The sequence below is a fragment of the Martelella mediterranea DSM 17316 genome (genome assembly GCF_002043005.1).
Taxonomy (GTDB): Bacteria; Pseudomonadota; Alphaproteobacteria; order Rhizobiales; family Rhizobiaceae; genus Martelella; species Martelella mediterranea.
In genome coordinates, this window is the sequence record NZ_CP020330.1 from 2,287,908 (window position 1) to 2,302,003 (window position 14,096).

Consider the following 14,096-nt stretch of genomic DNA (forward strand, 5'->3'; position numbering starts at 1 on the left):
TGGGAGGAACCGATGAACGATATCCGTCTGGGCGACGTCACCATCTCCGCCATCCTCGAACACCAGAAGTTCGGTATGAAGCCCGAGGACCTGTTTCTCGGCAGCGACACGGAAACCATCCGCCGTCACGCCGCCGCCATGGAGCCGTTTCTGTTCGACCCGGAAACGGGACGCATCACACTTGCCTTCCAGAGCTTCCTGATCCGCACGCCGTCAAAGATCATCCTCGTCGATACCTGCAACGGCGCCGACAAGATGACGGACGCGGTGACATGGGATACGCAGCCCTGGCTCGACCGTTTTCACGCGCTGGGCCTGACGCTCGAGGACGTCGACTATGTCCTCTGCACCCATCTGCATATCGACCACACCGGCTGGAATACCCGGCTGGAGAAAGGCCGGTGGGTACCGACCTTTCCGAACGCGACCTATCTGTTCGACCGCGGCGAGTATGCCTATTGGCAGGAAGTCTCCAGAACCGGCATCGTGCCGCCAAGACAACGCGAGGAGGTCTGGCGGATAAACTGTCTTCCGGTCGCCGAAGCCGGCCAGGCGGTGCTGGTCGATGGCGCTTACCGGCTGGACGAGCATGTCTCGATCGTGCCCACGCCCGGCCACAGCCCCGGACACTATTGCGTGCGCGTGCAATCGCGCGGGTTCGAGGCGATCGTACTGGGCGACCTTGCCCATCACAAGCTGCAATGCTGCGAGCCCAACTGGTCGACGCCGTTCTGCCACGATCCTGCGATGGCGGCGAAATCGCGCCGGAAGCTGTTCTGCGAGGCGGTCGATAGCGGCGCGCTGCTGCTGCCCACCCATTTCCCGAGCCCGACGGCCGGCCGCCTGAGCGCGCGGGGCGAGGCGTTCCAGTTCGATTTCGTGACGGATTGAGGGCGGGCGTTTCAGACAGTGAAACCGGTTGGATGGGCGATAGAACCGCCCGGTTGTGCCGGTACGGTATATGTCAACGGTCGGGAGGCGCAGGCGCTGTCCGCCGTTTGGGGAGATCAAGGGAGGATACTATGACCATCGCAATATGCAGTTTCCGCACGCTCGCAGTCGCCGGCATGGTTGTTGCCACGCCCGCGCTTGCCGCAGAATGCCCGGAAGGCTTTCCGCAAAAGCCGGTCGAATTCGTTGTCGCCTATGGCGCGGGCGGAGGAACCGATGCCATTGGCCGCACGCTTGCCGCCGTGATCGAGGAACAGCAGGGCTGGACGGTTCCGGTCAGCAACCGCCCGGGCGCAGGCGGTGCCGTGGCAACCACCGTGCTGAAATCGACCAAACCCGACGGCTATACCCTGCTTGTCGGCGCGACCAACCCGATCGTGATCGATCCCTATGCCAGCGACGCCGTCGATTACGACTGGACGGATTTCTACTATCCGGGCTCGGCCATGGAGGTGTTGTTCGGCCTCGTGGCGCTTGAGGACAAGCCCTATGATACGCTGGAGGAACTGGCCGACTATGCCCGAGAAAACGGCCGGGCGACGATTTCCACCTCGGCCATCCATCTGGAGCGGCTGGTGCGCGATATCGGCGATTTCTACGGCGTCGAATTCGTTCCGATCCCGAGCGACGGTTCGGCCGATGCAATGCAGAAGGCGCTCGGCGGCCATGTGGACGCGACGATCCAAGGCAGCCAGCACATCCAGCAGATCGCCGCCGGCAACATGGTGCAGCTTGCAACCCTCACAGACAGTCGCGTGCCTTACGCGCCCGACGTCAAGACGCTTCAGGAATACGGCATGGACCTGTCGGCCTCCGCCTACACCATCTTCGTCATGCCGAAGGACCTGCCGGAGGCGCTGCAGGTCTGCTTCGAAGGCGTGATCGAGGAGGCGATGGCCTCAGATGCCTATCAGGAACTGATGGCCAATTTCGACAACCGGGCCGCCAATCTCGGCCCCGACGGGCTCACCGCGCTGATGGAGAAGCAGGCGGCCCGCTATCAGAAGATGTTTGCAGAGTGAGACCGGCGGACCAGACGACATGACCGCTGATCGCATCCTGGGGGGAGCCGTCGCGCTGTTCGGCGTCTTCCTCCTCCTCTGGGGCATCCCCGAAAACGTCAGGACGGTGCCGGGCATATTCGTCTATCCGAATCCGGCATTGTTTCCGCAGATTGCCGCCGCGCTCCTGGTTGCGCTCGGCGTGATGCAGATGGTGTTCACCAAAACGAATGCGGATGTGCCGAGCTTTCGCAAGATCGCGCTGTTCATGGCGGTGGCGGGCGCGACGCTCCTGGCCATGGTCGGCATCAGAACCGTCGGCTACCTGCCCGTCGCCATCGCGTTGATGGTTCTGATCTGCCTCATCACCGGTGAAAGACGGCCGCTCTGGCTTGCCACTGTGGTCATCGGCCTGCCGGTGGGAACCTGGCTGTTCTTCGAACAGATACTGAGCCGTCCCTTACCCTGACTGGAGCCGTCGATGCCTGACCTGAGTATCATCCTGGCCGGAATGACGGACGTCTTCACCGTCTCCACCCTCCTCTACATCGCCCTTGGCGTTCTCGTGGGGCAGATCGTGGGCGCGATCCCCGGCCTCAGCATCTTGATGGCGCTCGCCATCGCGATCCCGCTCACCTATGCGCTCGACACGCTGACGGCGATCGCCTTCCTGATTTCCGTCAACAAGGGCGGAACCGTCGGCGGTGCGGTGCCCGCCATTCTCCTGAATACGCCCGGCACGCCCGAAAGCGCGGCCACCGCGCTTGACGGCTACCCGATGGCCAAGAAGGGGCTGGGCGGCAAGGCGATGAAATATTCGCTCTACTATTCCGTCTCCGGCGACGTGTTTTCGGACCTCATCCTGATCACCGTTTCGGCGCCGCTGGCGGTGGTGGCGCTGAAAATGGGCCCGATCGAGATCACGGCGCTGATGATCCTCGCCTTTTCGGTCATTGTCGGGCTCGTCGGGGAATCGATGATCAAGGGCATGATCGCGGTCGCCTTCGGCTGCCTGCTGGCCTCGGCCGGCATCGACCCTTCCACCGGTTCCGGACGGTTCACATTCGGCAATGTCGAGATGCTGGACGGGTTGCCGCTGACCGCGCTTGCGGTCGGCATGCTGGCGCTCAGCGAAATCTTCGTACGTCTCTCCGACCGCGCGTCGCCGAAATCAAAGGAAGGCGGACAGACGAGCGTCACCGACAAGACGCTCGAATTTGCAGATAGCGCGGATCAAAAGCTCACTTTCGCGGAGTTCTGGGCAAACCGGGTGGTCGCCTTCCGGGCGATGGTTATCGGCACGGTCATCGGTGCGATCCCCGGCCTCGGGTCCACGACGGCGGGTTTCCTGAGCTATTCGATCACCAAGCAGGCCGCCAGGGACCCCGAAAAGCTCGGGACCGGCGATCCGCGCGGGATCGCGGCCTCGGAGGCGGCGAATTCCGCCGTGGTGGGCGCCAACCTGATACCGCTTCTCACCCTCGGCATCCCCGGCAATATCGCGGCGGCGCTGCTGGTTTCGGCCTTCATCATTCACGGCGTCCAGCCGGGGCCGCTGTTGTTCCAGAACCAGGGCCAGCTCATCTACGGCCTGTTCGCGGCCATGCTGATCGCCAACCTGTTCAATCTCGGTATCGGCCAGTTCGGCATGCGGTTCTGGGCCTTCGTCGTCGGTGCCCCGGCATCGGTGATCTATGCGAGCGCATTGCTGATGTGCGCGACCGGCATGTTCTTCGCCACCGGAAGCACGCTTGGCATCGTCATCATGGTCGGCGCCGCCGTCGTCGGCTGGGGCATGCGGATCTACGGCTATTCGATCATCGCCTTCATCGTCGCCTTCGTGCTGACGCCGATGCTGGAGCGCTCGATCAACCAGACGATCCTTCTGACCAATGGCGACTGGTCGATCCTGCTGAAACACCCGATCGCGATCGCGCTGTTCGTCATGGCGATCGTCTCGATCCTCTATCTCGGCCGCCGCAAGCGTCTGCCCGGCGCGGTCGCCGCAGGATGAGGCGGAGCCGCTTCGGCGGAGCGGCGAGGTAACAAAAAAGAAGGCCGGGGGCGATGAACCGCCCCCGGCCTTTTGTCTTCGGTTGAACCCGGCTCAGCGCAGGAATGCATCCATGCGCGCCAGAAGATCGTCGCGGCCGCGCTCCGGGCGGTCGAGCAGGACGTAGTGGGTGGTGTTCTTTTCGGCCCACACATCGACCGCTTCGGCATGTTCCAGATCGGCAACCAGCGCTTCGAGGTCGGCGGGCGTGCAGAGCGTGTCGAATTCCGGTTTCACGATCATGACCTTGCAGTAGATCTGGCTTGCGTGAAACAGCTTCTGGGCGTTGCAGCCCATGCGGTAGAGGTCCTCCAGCATGCCGTTGGGGCTGCGGTAGCTCGGCGGGTCGCGGTCCATCGCGGTCGGGTCGCCGTCGATGAGCGCCTGCCGGAACGCCTCGAACATCGCCGGGTCGCGCCAGGAATCCTTGTCCGCGATCGGGATCTGCTCGTTCCAGTGCCTGTCCAGAACCTCGAGCGAATTGAAGGTGTAATTGCCGAAGCGCTTCTGGTTGAAGTGGCCCGGATTGTCCGGGTCGTCCCAGATCGAGCCGATCTGGAAGCTGGGCTGGTCGCCGGCCCCGCCATAGATCACGGTGTAGAGCACGATATGGCTGATCTTTTCCGGCCAGAGTGCAGCATACATACCGCAGCAGGTGCCGCCCACACCCCAGCCGAACAGACCGACCTTGTCGTTTCCGGTCGCAGCCCGGAGATGGTCGACCGCTGCATCGACATCGCGGGTGATCTCGATGGTCCTCACCAGCGGATCGGCGCCGGGAACCGGCGGTTCGTCCATGGCGGCCGGTCGCTCGGAACGGCCGAAACCGCGGGCATCAAGGATATAGACCACATGGCCCTTGGCCGCGAGGTCTGCTGCAAGCGAGCCGTGCTCCACCGGCAGATCGAATTCCGAAAGGCCCGGAATTCGCGTGCCATGCAGCAGGATCATCGGAACGCGGTCGGTCCTGTCCGAGCGGACCTCGCGGATCGCGACCGAATAGCCGTCGACCGTTTTGACGTGGAAATCCTTTCGCACGACATCTGACATAAAAGCTTACTCCTCTTGGTAATTGGGCGCGGCCTATCTCGGGCCGGAAATGGTCTGCGCTGCGTCGATCTTCAGGGTGATACCGGTGATCGACCGCGCCTCTTCGGACGCAAGAAATACCGCGCCGTCGGCGATTTCGTCGGCCTGCACCAGCCGGTTGAAAGGCGACAGCGCCTTGCGCCGCTCGAGCGCGGCTTCGTCGGCAATCGTCGCCACCCCCGGCGTCGGCACCGTTCCGGGCGCCAGCGCGTTGACGCGGATGCCAAGCGGCGCAAGCTCGATGGCCTGCTGCCGGGTGAATGCGTCGATGGCGCCCTTGATCGAGGTGTAGACTGCCGCGCGGGGAATGGCGATGGAGACGGCGATCGAGGACAGCGTGATGATCGATCCGCCGCCGGATTTCGCGATATGCGGCGTCGCCGCCGCCACCGCCCAGAACGTGCCCTTGAGGCCGATATCGAGCATCCTGTCGACCACGTCCTCGGGCATGTCCACCAGCGGCGCATAGTTGAAGTACACAGCGTTGGGTACCAGAATATGCAGGCCGCCATTCGCGGCGTAACCGTCGATCGCTTCGAACACCGCCTTGCGGTCGGAGACATCGACGACGATGGACGTGGCGTTCGGGATCTCGCGCGCGGCGGCCTCCGCGGTTTCGGGATCGATGTCGGCGATGGCGACTTCGGCGCCCGCCTCTGCAAGCCCCATGGCGATCGCCTTGCCGATGCCGCGACCGGCCCCCGTTACAAATGCCCGTTTGCCTTGCAGCCGTTTCATCCCTGCGCCTCCCGCCAATGTTGTGTTGCTACCGGCGAAATCAGCATCTCGAGGGTGCTTCGGTCGACCCGTTCCTGACCGTGTTTCATAGTGTGAAACCCTGTGAATCCCCGGTGTCTTGGGGATCGTGTGCCGCACTAGTTTCACGGTGAGGAAACGAGAGGGACAGATCCGAATATGTCAACGGAACAAACCGGCTTTGCGGCGCGATTGCGGGCAGGCGAGCCGCTTTACGGCACATTCGTCAAGACGCCGACATTTCACGCCACCGAGATCCTTGGATCAGTCGGCTATGATTTTGTCGTCATTGACGAGGAGCATGCGCCGATCAACCGCGAGTCGATCGAGGCCATGATCCTCGCCGCGCGGGCGCGGGGTGTGGCCGCGTTGGTGCGCGTCGGCGAGCCGACCGATTTCAACCTGATGGCGCAGCTCGATGCCGGGGCGGCCGGCGTCTTCATCCCGCATGTCAATTCGGTGGAGAAGGCCGAGCGCGTGGCGGGGGCCTGCCGCTACAAGGGCGGCCGTCGCGGCTTTTCGCGCACCGGCAGGGCCGGGGATTACGGCGCGGTCGCAACCGGCCAGCATCTGGCCGAGCAGGATGCCAACACGCTTTGCATCCCGATGATCGAAGACCCGGAAGCAATAGAGGTGATCGATGCCATCGCCGCCGTGGACGGGATCGCCGCCCTGTTCGTGGGGCGCGGCGATCTGTCGGTCGCGATGGGGGAGGCGAGCCAGACCTCGCCGGCCATACAGGCCGCTTCCGAAAAGGTGATCGCGGCGGGCCGCAAGGCGGGGAAGCCGGTCCTGATGCTTGCCACCAGCAGCGAGGACCAGGCCGCGCTCACGGCGTTGGGCGTCAGCGCCTTTCTGACGGGCTCGGATCAGGCGTTTCTCCGCCGCGCGGCTGCCGAGGCGCTCGCCGCCTGCCGCGCCGTCGACCAGAAAACGAAATCATAAAGGACGATATCATGTATGTTGCCTCCGACCCGAGGTCGAAACTGGCCAAGGCCGCGAGCGAGGAAAAGCCGGACGCGGCCCCGGTCGCTGCCGCCGGCTATTTCATGTTCGATGACAGCCAGCCCTGCGACCAAAATGGCGATGTCCGGACCTGGTATGCCGAGGCGCAGAATTTCGTCGCGACCTATGCCGACCAGCCGGCCGGCAGCCGGATCGTGCGCGACCGGCAGGAGGACGAATATGTCGTCATCCTGCCCGAAAGGGAGACCCGCGCCGTTGTTTCATGGAACGGTTCGGAAACCCCGGTCGACGGATATTCCGTGGTCGTGGTGCCGGGCGGGCCGAGCGTGATTTCGTTCGAGGCCGGCGGGCCGGCGATCTGCTTCTTCACCCGAAAGGCCGCCGATATCGTCGCGCGCTGCGAGGCGCTGCTACCGGCCCATGAGCCCGATCGCAACGTGCCGCCGCTCGAGCCCTGGCCCGATCCCGTCGGCGGGTTCAAGGTGCGGGCCTATTCGCTGGACGTGCCGCAGGAGGAGGGCCGGTTCGGCCGGATCTTCCGCTCCACCAATTTCATGATCAATTTCGTCTATCCGCGGCAGGGACCGCGCGACCGCACCCAGCTCTCGCCGCACAAGCATGACGATTTCCAGCAATGCTCGCTGTGCCTTGCCGGCACCTATGTTCATCACCTGCGCTGGCCGTGGGAAACGGACGCCAATCTGTGGCGCGACGACGACCATGTGACCATCGGCGCGCCGTCGATCGCCATCATTCCGGCGGGCGCGCTGCACACGTCGGAAGCGGTTGGCGGGGGCACGAACCAGCTTGTGGACGTCTTTTGCCCGCCGCGCCGGGATTTTTCCAGACAGACCGGCTGGGTACTCAACGCCGATGATTATCCCGCCCCCGCCAATGAGACCTGAGGAGACACTGAATGGCTGAATTCGAAGCGCCGCCGAGACCGGAATACAATGCGCGGGTGGAAAAACTACTGGAGGGATCGGTCGATCTGCATTGCCACAGCGGCCCCGCCGCGATGCCGCGCATTCTCGACCATCATGAGCAGTTGATGGAAGCCGGCGAGGCCGGGTTCAAGGCCGTGGTCACCAAGGATCACTACTATCTCGGTACCTCGCACGCCATCATCCTGGAGAAGCTGTTCCCGGAAACGGGAGTGCGTTTCTTCTCCGGCATCGCGCTCAACAATGCCTCGGGTGGCATCAATCCGCATGCGGTCGATCATGCCGTGCGCCTTGGCGGCAAGATCGTGTGGATGCCGACGCTTTCGGCGGCCAACCACATCAACAAGGTTTCGACCGAGGCCAAGGGTTTCCCCAAGGTCGCCGGCGCGCCCGACCCGATCCCGCTGACGGTGCTGGACGCAAATGGCAGGCTGACGGACGAAACGAAGCATGTGCTCGATATCATCGCCGCCGGCGACATCATCCTGGCGGGCGGTCATCTTGGCGTCGACGAGCAGTTCATCATGTTCGAGGAGGCGAAGGCCCGTGGCGTGCGCAAGATGCTCGTCAACCATCCGACCTATCTGATCGGCTGCAACGAGACCCATATCCGTCAGCTTGCCGGCATGGGGGTGATGATGGAGCATTCCATCACCCAGTTCATTCCCGGTCGCGGCCAGAAGAGCCCGCCGCAGGCCGTTATTCCGCTGATCGAGGCGGCGGGCGTGGCGAACACCGTGTTCGGCTCCGACCTCGGCCTCAAGGGCGCCGCGCGTCCGGTGGACGGCTTCCGAATCATGATCGCCGAACTGCTCGACGCCGGTTATTCCGAGGATGATATCCGCAGGATGTTCGGCAGCAATGCCGCCGGGATGCTGAATCTGGATTGAGACGGCAGGGCGAAAGCCGCGGGCGGCAACGTCCGCGGCCTTTTGTTTTCTCGCGGCCAAAGCTTCAGCGGTCCTGCGTAAGCCCCATAAGCTGCGCCGCGTTTTTCGCCAGCATCATCGTCATGTCTTCCTGCGCGATCCCGTGCTGCAGGCAGAGCCCGATCAGCGCGCGCAGCCCTTCCACGGGCTTGAGATTGCCGGTGTGACCGAGGCCCGAGCTGAAGACGATGCGTTCGGGACTTGCCGCCGCGATAACCGATGTCAGAACGCCGGGCGGGTGGCGGCGGTCCGGACTCTCGATAAAGGCGGCCGCGGTCAGTTCGATGAACGCGCCGTCCCGCGCCAGCTCCTCGATGTCCGCAAGCGTCGCGCCGGCGTAGTGCAGCGGCTGATTGACAAGCATGCGTCTGACGCCCGCCGCCCGCGCCGCTTCAAACAGCGGCAGGATTTCGCTGATATGCAGATGGCCGGACGCCAGCACGGCATCGTGTTGGGCAGTGATTTCGAGGATTTCGCGCACCGGCGCGGTAATCGCCCCTTTGGTGTCGAGCACGCTCAATGCCTCGCGCGGACGCATGGCGGGTCCGTCGTCGTTACTCCGATAGGCCATGCGGAGGTGATTGGCCGCCGAGATCGTCGGCATCCAGATGATCCGTCCGCCGAGCTTGAGTTCATGCTCGACCGCGTAGGGATTGAGACCGCCGACATAGTTGTTGAGCACCACGCCTGAGAGGAGTTTCAGCGGCAGATCGGCGTAGACCGTCTTTTCGAGGATCGCGGCGACCGGCGTTGTGGGATAGAAATCGTCCCGGAACGCCACGGCGGCCATGCCGGCTGCGGCGGCTTCCTCGGCGGCGTAATCATGGGTGAAATGGCGCGGCTCCAGCGAAGGGCCGGTGCGGCAGTCGAGGTCGATCGCGCCGGTCAGGAGATGGTCGATATCGTCAAGGGGCGTGGTCATAACGGATCATCCGGCGGGTCGATGCCGATCAGGCGGCAGGCATTGGTCGAGGTCATGGTCCGGATTTCCTGGACGGTGAAACCGAGATCGAGGCAGAGTTCGATGACCGCGCGAAAACCGGTAACCGGCTTGGGGTTGAAGGTCTGGCCGAGATCGGAGCCGATGATGGTACGGTCGAGACCCGCAGCGTCGACATAATCGCGCAGCGCCTCGAACGGAAACTTGCGCGACGGCCCCTCGATCAGCATGCAGGCGCAGTGTTCGAGATAGACCCCGAGTGCGGAGAGTTCCTTGAGATCATCCAGCTTGGCCTCGATCCAGTAGGTCGGATGGCTGACGAGCATGCGCGTGACGCCGCGCGCGCGGGCCTCGGTGAACAGCGGAAACATTTCGCTGACATGCAAATGTCCGCCGCACAAAACCGCGTCATGTTCGGCGATCAGGTCGAGGATGTCCTTGACCTCCGGCTTCAGTCGGCCCCGGTCGTCCAGTACGGAAAGACGCGTCGGTTCGCGCAGGCCGAGACGGCCGTGGAGGTTGTAGCGGAAGGCGGTCGTGAGGTGATTATGCGCGCATAGCGTCGGCATCCAGACCATGCGCGCGCCAAGCATCAGCCCGTGTTCGACCGCATACGGGTTCAGCCCGCCGAGCTGATTGTTGAGCGGCACGCCCGAAAGCAAGGTGAGGTTGGCATTGCCTTCCCTGAAACGCTCGAGCACCTGCATCACGGGCGTGTTGGAATAGAAATGATCCTTGAACAGCACGGCGTGGAGCCCCACCGCCTCCGCATCCCGGATTTCCTCCATATGGTCGAGCTTGCGCTCCATGATCGAGGGGCCGCTGTGGCAATGCAAATCCACGGCCCCGCGCAGCAGGCTGTCGACGATTTCGGAGCGCGATTGCGTCGCGTCTTGCTGGTTGGCCATTTCTTTCCTCCCCGGCACCTCTACAGGGAAACAGAGCGCATGCGCGGCGACACCGCCAATTCAACTCCGTTTCACAATGTGAAATCCCGGGAACGAGCAAGTCCGCATCGCCGAAGACTTGGCTAGCCTTCCTGAAGATTTCGGGAGGATAACCAGAATGAATACACTCCACCCTCTTGCCAATGACCCGACAGCCACGGTCGAGCGCCATGATGTGCTGGTCGAGCGTTTGTCGGATGCCGACCCGTCCGCGCTGGTGATGGTTCTCGTGCAGCTGACCGGCGACATGGCGCTGCTCGACCATTACGGTCCGATGCTTTCCAAGCCGGGCGCCTTCGAGCACAGCATTCCCGATGGCGATATGCAGGCGTTCTTGAGCCGGCTTGCCGATGTCCTGCTCGATCCGCACCATGTCGAACCGGAAATCACCCCGGACCAACTGCATCGCATGATGAACGTGTTCTGCCGGGAGGAGGTCTCGGCGCGCTACCTGCCCATGCTGTTCGAGGATCTGGGCTTCAAGCCGACGCCTGAGCATTTCGAAAACGCCAGTCCCAGGGCCAGGGCCCGCGCCGAAAAGTTCAACGTGCTGGTGATCGGGGCGGGCGCTTCGGGCATCAATGCCGGCATCAAACTGAACGAGGCCGGCATTCCCTATGAGATCATCGAGCGAAATGAGGATGTCGGCGGCGTCTGGCATGAAAACACCTATCCCGATTGCGGCGTCGACAGCGCCAACCATCTCTACTGCTATTCTTTCGCGCTCAATCACAACTGGTCGCGCTACTACGTGCGGCAGGAGGAGCTGAAATCCTATCTTCGGGACTGTGCCCTCCGCTACGACGTTCTGAAACATGTCCGGTTTCAGCAGGAAGTGCTGTCGCTCAGATACGACAATGAGGAAAAACTCTGGCATGCCGTGATCCGCATGCCGGATGGCACGACACGCAGGGCGAGCGCCCACGCGATTATCAGTTCCGTCGGCCAGTTGAACCAGCCGATGATCCCCGACATCAAGGGGCTTGAGAACTTCAAGGGCGAGCAGATGCACACCGCGCGCTGGAATCACGATTATGATTTCACGGGCAAGAACGTGGCCATGGTGGGAACCGGCGCGAGCGGCATGCAGGCCGGCCCGGCGACGGCCCGGATCGCGAAGCATCTGACCATTTATCAGCGGGCCGCCCCATGGGTCATTCCCCGGCACAACTACCACAACCTCGTCACCGACAATGTCAAATGGGTGCTTGCCAATGTGCCGCACTATGCCCGCTGGTACCGGTTCCTGCTGTTCTGGGCCTATGGCGACGGCATTCACGACGCGTTGGTGCGCGATCCGGCCTGGGCGGGCCGCAAGGATGCGATATCCCAGCGCTCCGCGGATATCCGCAAGGAATGGACGAAATATATCGACGAGGTGATGGCCGACCGCCGGGATCTGCGCGCCAAGGTGCTGCCGGATTATGCACCCTTCGGTAAACGGTCGCTCCGCGACAATGGCTGGTTCGAGACGCTCAAGCGCGACAATGTCGAGCTTAACAATGACGGCATCGATCATATCGAGGCCGATGCGATCGTCGACAAGGCGGGCAGGCGCACGCCGGTGGACGCGATCATCTGGGCGACGGGGTTCCATGCCAGCCGGATGATCTATCCGATGGAGGTCGTCGGCGCGCATGGAAAATCGCTGCGCGAACTCTGGGGCGATGACGATCCGCGCGCCTATCTCGGCATCTGCGTGCCGGACTTCCCGAATTTCTTCATGACTTACGGTCCCAATACCAATCTCGCCCATGGCGGCAGCATCATCTTCCAGGCCGAATGCCAGGTGCACTACATCGTCGAGTGCCTCGAAATGCTGCTGGAGCGCGGCGACGCGGCGATGGAATGCACGAAGGCGGCGCATGACGCCTATAACGAGAAGCTGGACGCGATATTGAGCCGGATGGTCTGGACCAATGAGGGGGTCACCAACTGGTACCAGAACAAGCGCGGACGGGTGACCACCAATTCTCCCTGGAAGCTGGTGGAATACTGGGAATTGACGCGCAAACCCGACCCGGAAGCCTTCGAATTTATTGGCGAGGACGCCTGATATGCAGGAACAACCCGACAAGTCCTATATGCTCATCGGCACCTGGAAACTGGTCAACATCGAAAACCGTGATGCCGACGGCAATATCCTGCGCTCCTCCTATGGGCCGAAGAAGATGGGACTGATCAGCTTCAACGACGATCACCGCATGATGGTGGTGATCCAGGACGGCCGCGAGCACCGGCCGTCCACAAGACCGCGCGAATATTCATCCTATGCCGGAACCTATCGTTTCGACGGTGAGACGCTGGTGACGCGGGTTGATTGCTCGACGGTGCCCGACCGGATGGACACCGATCAGGTGCGCCCGGCGCGCTTCGAGGGCATGCGGCTGGTGCTGACCGCGCCGCCCGCCACATTCGACGGCGTCGTTAACTATCGTAATCTCACCTGGGAGAAGATACACTAGCCCGATGGCGGAAAGATCGGAATGCTCCGCCTTCGATACATGCGCATTCTCAGGGCAATGGATCGCCGCACCGCGTTGGAGGACGCGCGGCGATCGGCATCCGGTTCTCGCGAGCGGGTGCGGCTGAGAATGCGAGCGGGGTTCAAGGGAGGAAAACATGAACTCTTATCTGCCGGTCAATTCCGTTCTGCGTTCGCTTGAGGTCCTGAAGATTCTCAACCGCCAGCGGGTTTCGTCCGTCGATCATATCCACCGGGTATCGGGTCTGCCGAAACCGACGGTGGTGCGTCTTCTCGAAACGCTGATCGAAGCGGGCTATGTTTCCAAAAGGGAGAGCGACAAGGGCTATCGCGTCACCTCGCAGGTGGCAGCGCTCAGTTGCGGTTTTCACGGCGCGCCGCTGGCGGTGGAGGCGGGGCGGCCCTGGGCGCAGGAACTGACCCGCGTCCACAAATGGCCGGTCGCGATCGCCGTACCCAACGGCAATGCGGTGATGGTCTGCGACACCACCTGCGGGGAAAGCCCGATGGCGCCCTATCACGCGCTGATCTACAAGCGCATGGGGCTGGTGACGACCGCGCTCGGTCGCGCCTATCTTGCCTTCTGCCCGCCGGAGGAGCGCCGGCTGACGATGCAGTTGCTGAAGAATTCCTCCCATCCCGACAGCGAGATCATGGAACTCTCCGACATGGTGGATCACGTGATCCGCGTGACCCAGAAAATGCGGTTTGCCGAACGCATCGGCGTCAAGGCCTCGGAGCCGTCCTCCAGCGTCGCCGTGCCGATCTACGGACATGACGAAGGCAAGATTCTCGCCACCATCGGGATGACCTATTACACGCGGGCGGTGCGCCGTGAGGATGTTCTCAAACGTTATGTGCCCCAGTTGAAGGCTGCCTCCGCCGCGATCACGGAAAGCATCAAGCGCATGAGCAACGCGCTCGATACCGAAAGGGCGGAATGGCCAGGCGATGTTCCCGCCAGAAACGGCGAGTCCGAGCCGGTTGCCATCGGCGCCTGAGGCATATCGTGCCTTGGCCGCTCCCGGTTTTCAT

The 14,096-nt window shown here is 62.9% G+C and carries 14 protein-coding genes; 10 read left to right on the forward strand and 4 right to left on the reverse strand.

Annotation, left to right across the window (positions count from 1 at the left end; genetic code table 11):
• The first annotated feature begins 12 nt into the window (after positions 1-12).
• From Mame_RS10710 to Mame_RS10725, 4 genes are all read left to right on the forward strand, one after another.
• Positions 13-891 (forward strand): MBL fold metallo-hydrolase, encoded by an 879-nt coding sequence (locus Mame_RS10710; RefSeq protein WP_018062666.1) that lies wholly within the window; start codon positions 13-15, stop codon positions 889-891.
• 131 nt (positions 892-1,022) lie between these two features.
• Positions 1,023-1,973 (forward strand): tripartite tricarboxylate transporter substrate binding protein, encoded by a 951-nt coding sequence (locus Mame_RS10715; protein ID WP_018062665.1) that lies wholly within the window; start codon positions 1,023-1,025, stop codon positions 1,971-1,973.
• A gap of 19 nt (positions 1,974-1,992) precedes the next feature.
• Positions 1,993-2,421 (forward strand): tripartite tricarboxylate transporter TctB family protein, encoded by a 429-nt coding sequence (locus Mame_RS10720; protein WP_018062664.1) that lies wholly within the window; start codon positions 1,993-1,995, stop codon positions 2,419-2,421.
• Between the two features lie 12 nt (positions 2,422-2,433).
• Positions 2,434-3,966: a tripartite tricarboxylate transporter permease gene (locus Mame_RS10725; protein ID WP_018062663.1), complete on the forward strand. Its 1,533-nt coding sequence runs from the start codon at positions 2,434-2,436 to the stop codon at positions 3,964-3,966.
• A gap of 93 nt (positions 3,967-4,059) precedes the next feature.
• On the opposite strand, the gene Mame_RS10730 is transcribed toward Mame_RS10725, so the two are convergent.
• Positions 4,060-5,055, reverse strand: a complete 996-nt coding sequence (locus tag Mame_RS10730) for an alpha/beta hydrolase (protein ID WP_018062662.1) — start codon at positions 5,053-5,055, stop codon at positions 4,060-4,062.
• Between the two features lie 33 nt (positions 5,056-5,088).
• On the reverse strand, positions 5,089-5,832 hold the full coding sequence (locus Mame_RS10735) for an SDR family NAD(P)-dependent oxidoreductase (protein WP_020397276.1): 744 nt from the start codon (positions 5,830-5,832) through the stop codon (positions 5,089-5,091).
• A gap of 177 nt (positions 5,833-6,009) precedes the next feature.
• Between Mame_RS10735 and Mame_RS10740 the strand changes: the two genes are divergently transcribed.
• The 3 genes from Mame_RS10740 to Mame_RS10750 are packed head-to-tail and all read left to right on the forward strand — an operon-like array spanning position 6,010 to position 8,650.
• The gene (locus Mame_RS10740; RefSeq protein WP_018062659.1) at positions 6,010-6,795 is read left to right on the forward strand and encodes an HpcH/HpaI aldolase family protein; all 786 of its coding nucleotides are present in this window, start codon (positions 6,010-6,012) and stop codon (positions 6,793-6,795) included.
• Between the two features lie 11 nt (positions 6,796-6,806).
• On the forward strand, positions 6,807-7,721 hold the full coding sequence (locus Mame_RS10745; RefSeq protein ID WP_018062658.1) for a cupin domain-containing protein: 915 nt from the start codon (positions 6,807-6,809) through the stop codon (positions 7,719-7,721).
• Positions 7,722-7,732: 11 nt separating this feature from the next.
• The gene (locus tag Mame_RS10750; protein WP_018062657.1) at positions 7,733-8,650 is read left to right on the forward strand and encodes a DUF6282 family protein; all 918 of its coding nucleotides are present in this window, start codon (positions 7,733-7,735) and stop codon (positions 8,648-8,650) included.
• A 64-nt stretch (positions 8,651-8,714) separates the two neighbouring features.
• Here Mame_RS10750 and Mame_RS10755 read toward each other — a convergent pair whose 3' ends face one another.
• Entirely contained in the window at positions 8,715-9,611 is an 897-nt protein-coding gene (locus Mame_RS10755; protein WP_018062656.1) for a DUF6282 family protein, read from the reverse strand.
• The gene (locus tag Mame_RS10760) at positions 9,608-10,537 is read right to left on the reverse strand and encodes a DUF6282 family protein (RefSeq protein ID WP_018062655.1); all 930 of its coding nucleotides are present in this window, start codon (positions 10,535-10,537) and stop codon (positions 9,608-9,610) included. Before Mame_RS10760 ends, Mame_RS10755 begins: the two co-directional genes overlap by 4 nt.
• A 157-nt stretch (positions 10,538-10,694) precedes the next feature.
• Here Mame_RS10760 and Mame_RS10765 point away from each other — a divergent pair, with 157 nt between their 5' ends.
• The 3 genes from Mame_RS10765 (at position 10,695) to Mame_RS10775 (ending at position 14,062) form a co-directional block, all read left to right on the forward strand.
• Positions 10,695-12,632: a flavin-containing monooxygenase gene (locus Mame_RS10765; protein WP_018062654.1), complete on the forward strand. Its 1,938-nt coding sequence runs from the start codon at positions 10,695-10,697 to the stop codon at positions 12,630-12,632.
• Position 12,633: 1 nt separating this feature from the next.
• A complete protein-coding gene (locus Mame_RS10770; RefSeq protein ID WP_018062653.1) occupies positions 12,634-13,041 on the forward strand; it encodes a lipocalin-like domain-containing protein in 408 nt (135 codons plus the stop codon).
• Between the two features lie 157 nt (positions 13,042-13,198).
• Complete coding sequence (locus Mame_RS10775; protein WP_018062652.1) at positions 13,199-14,062, forward strand: helix-turn-helix domain-containing protein; 864 nt, start codon at positions 13,199-13,201, stop codon at positions 14,060-14,062.
• Positions 14,063-14,096 lie beyond the last annotated feature (34 nt).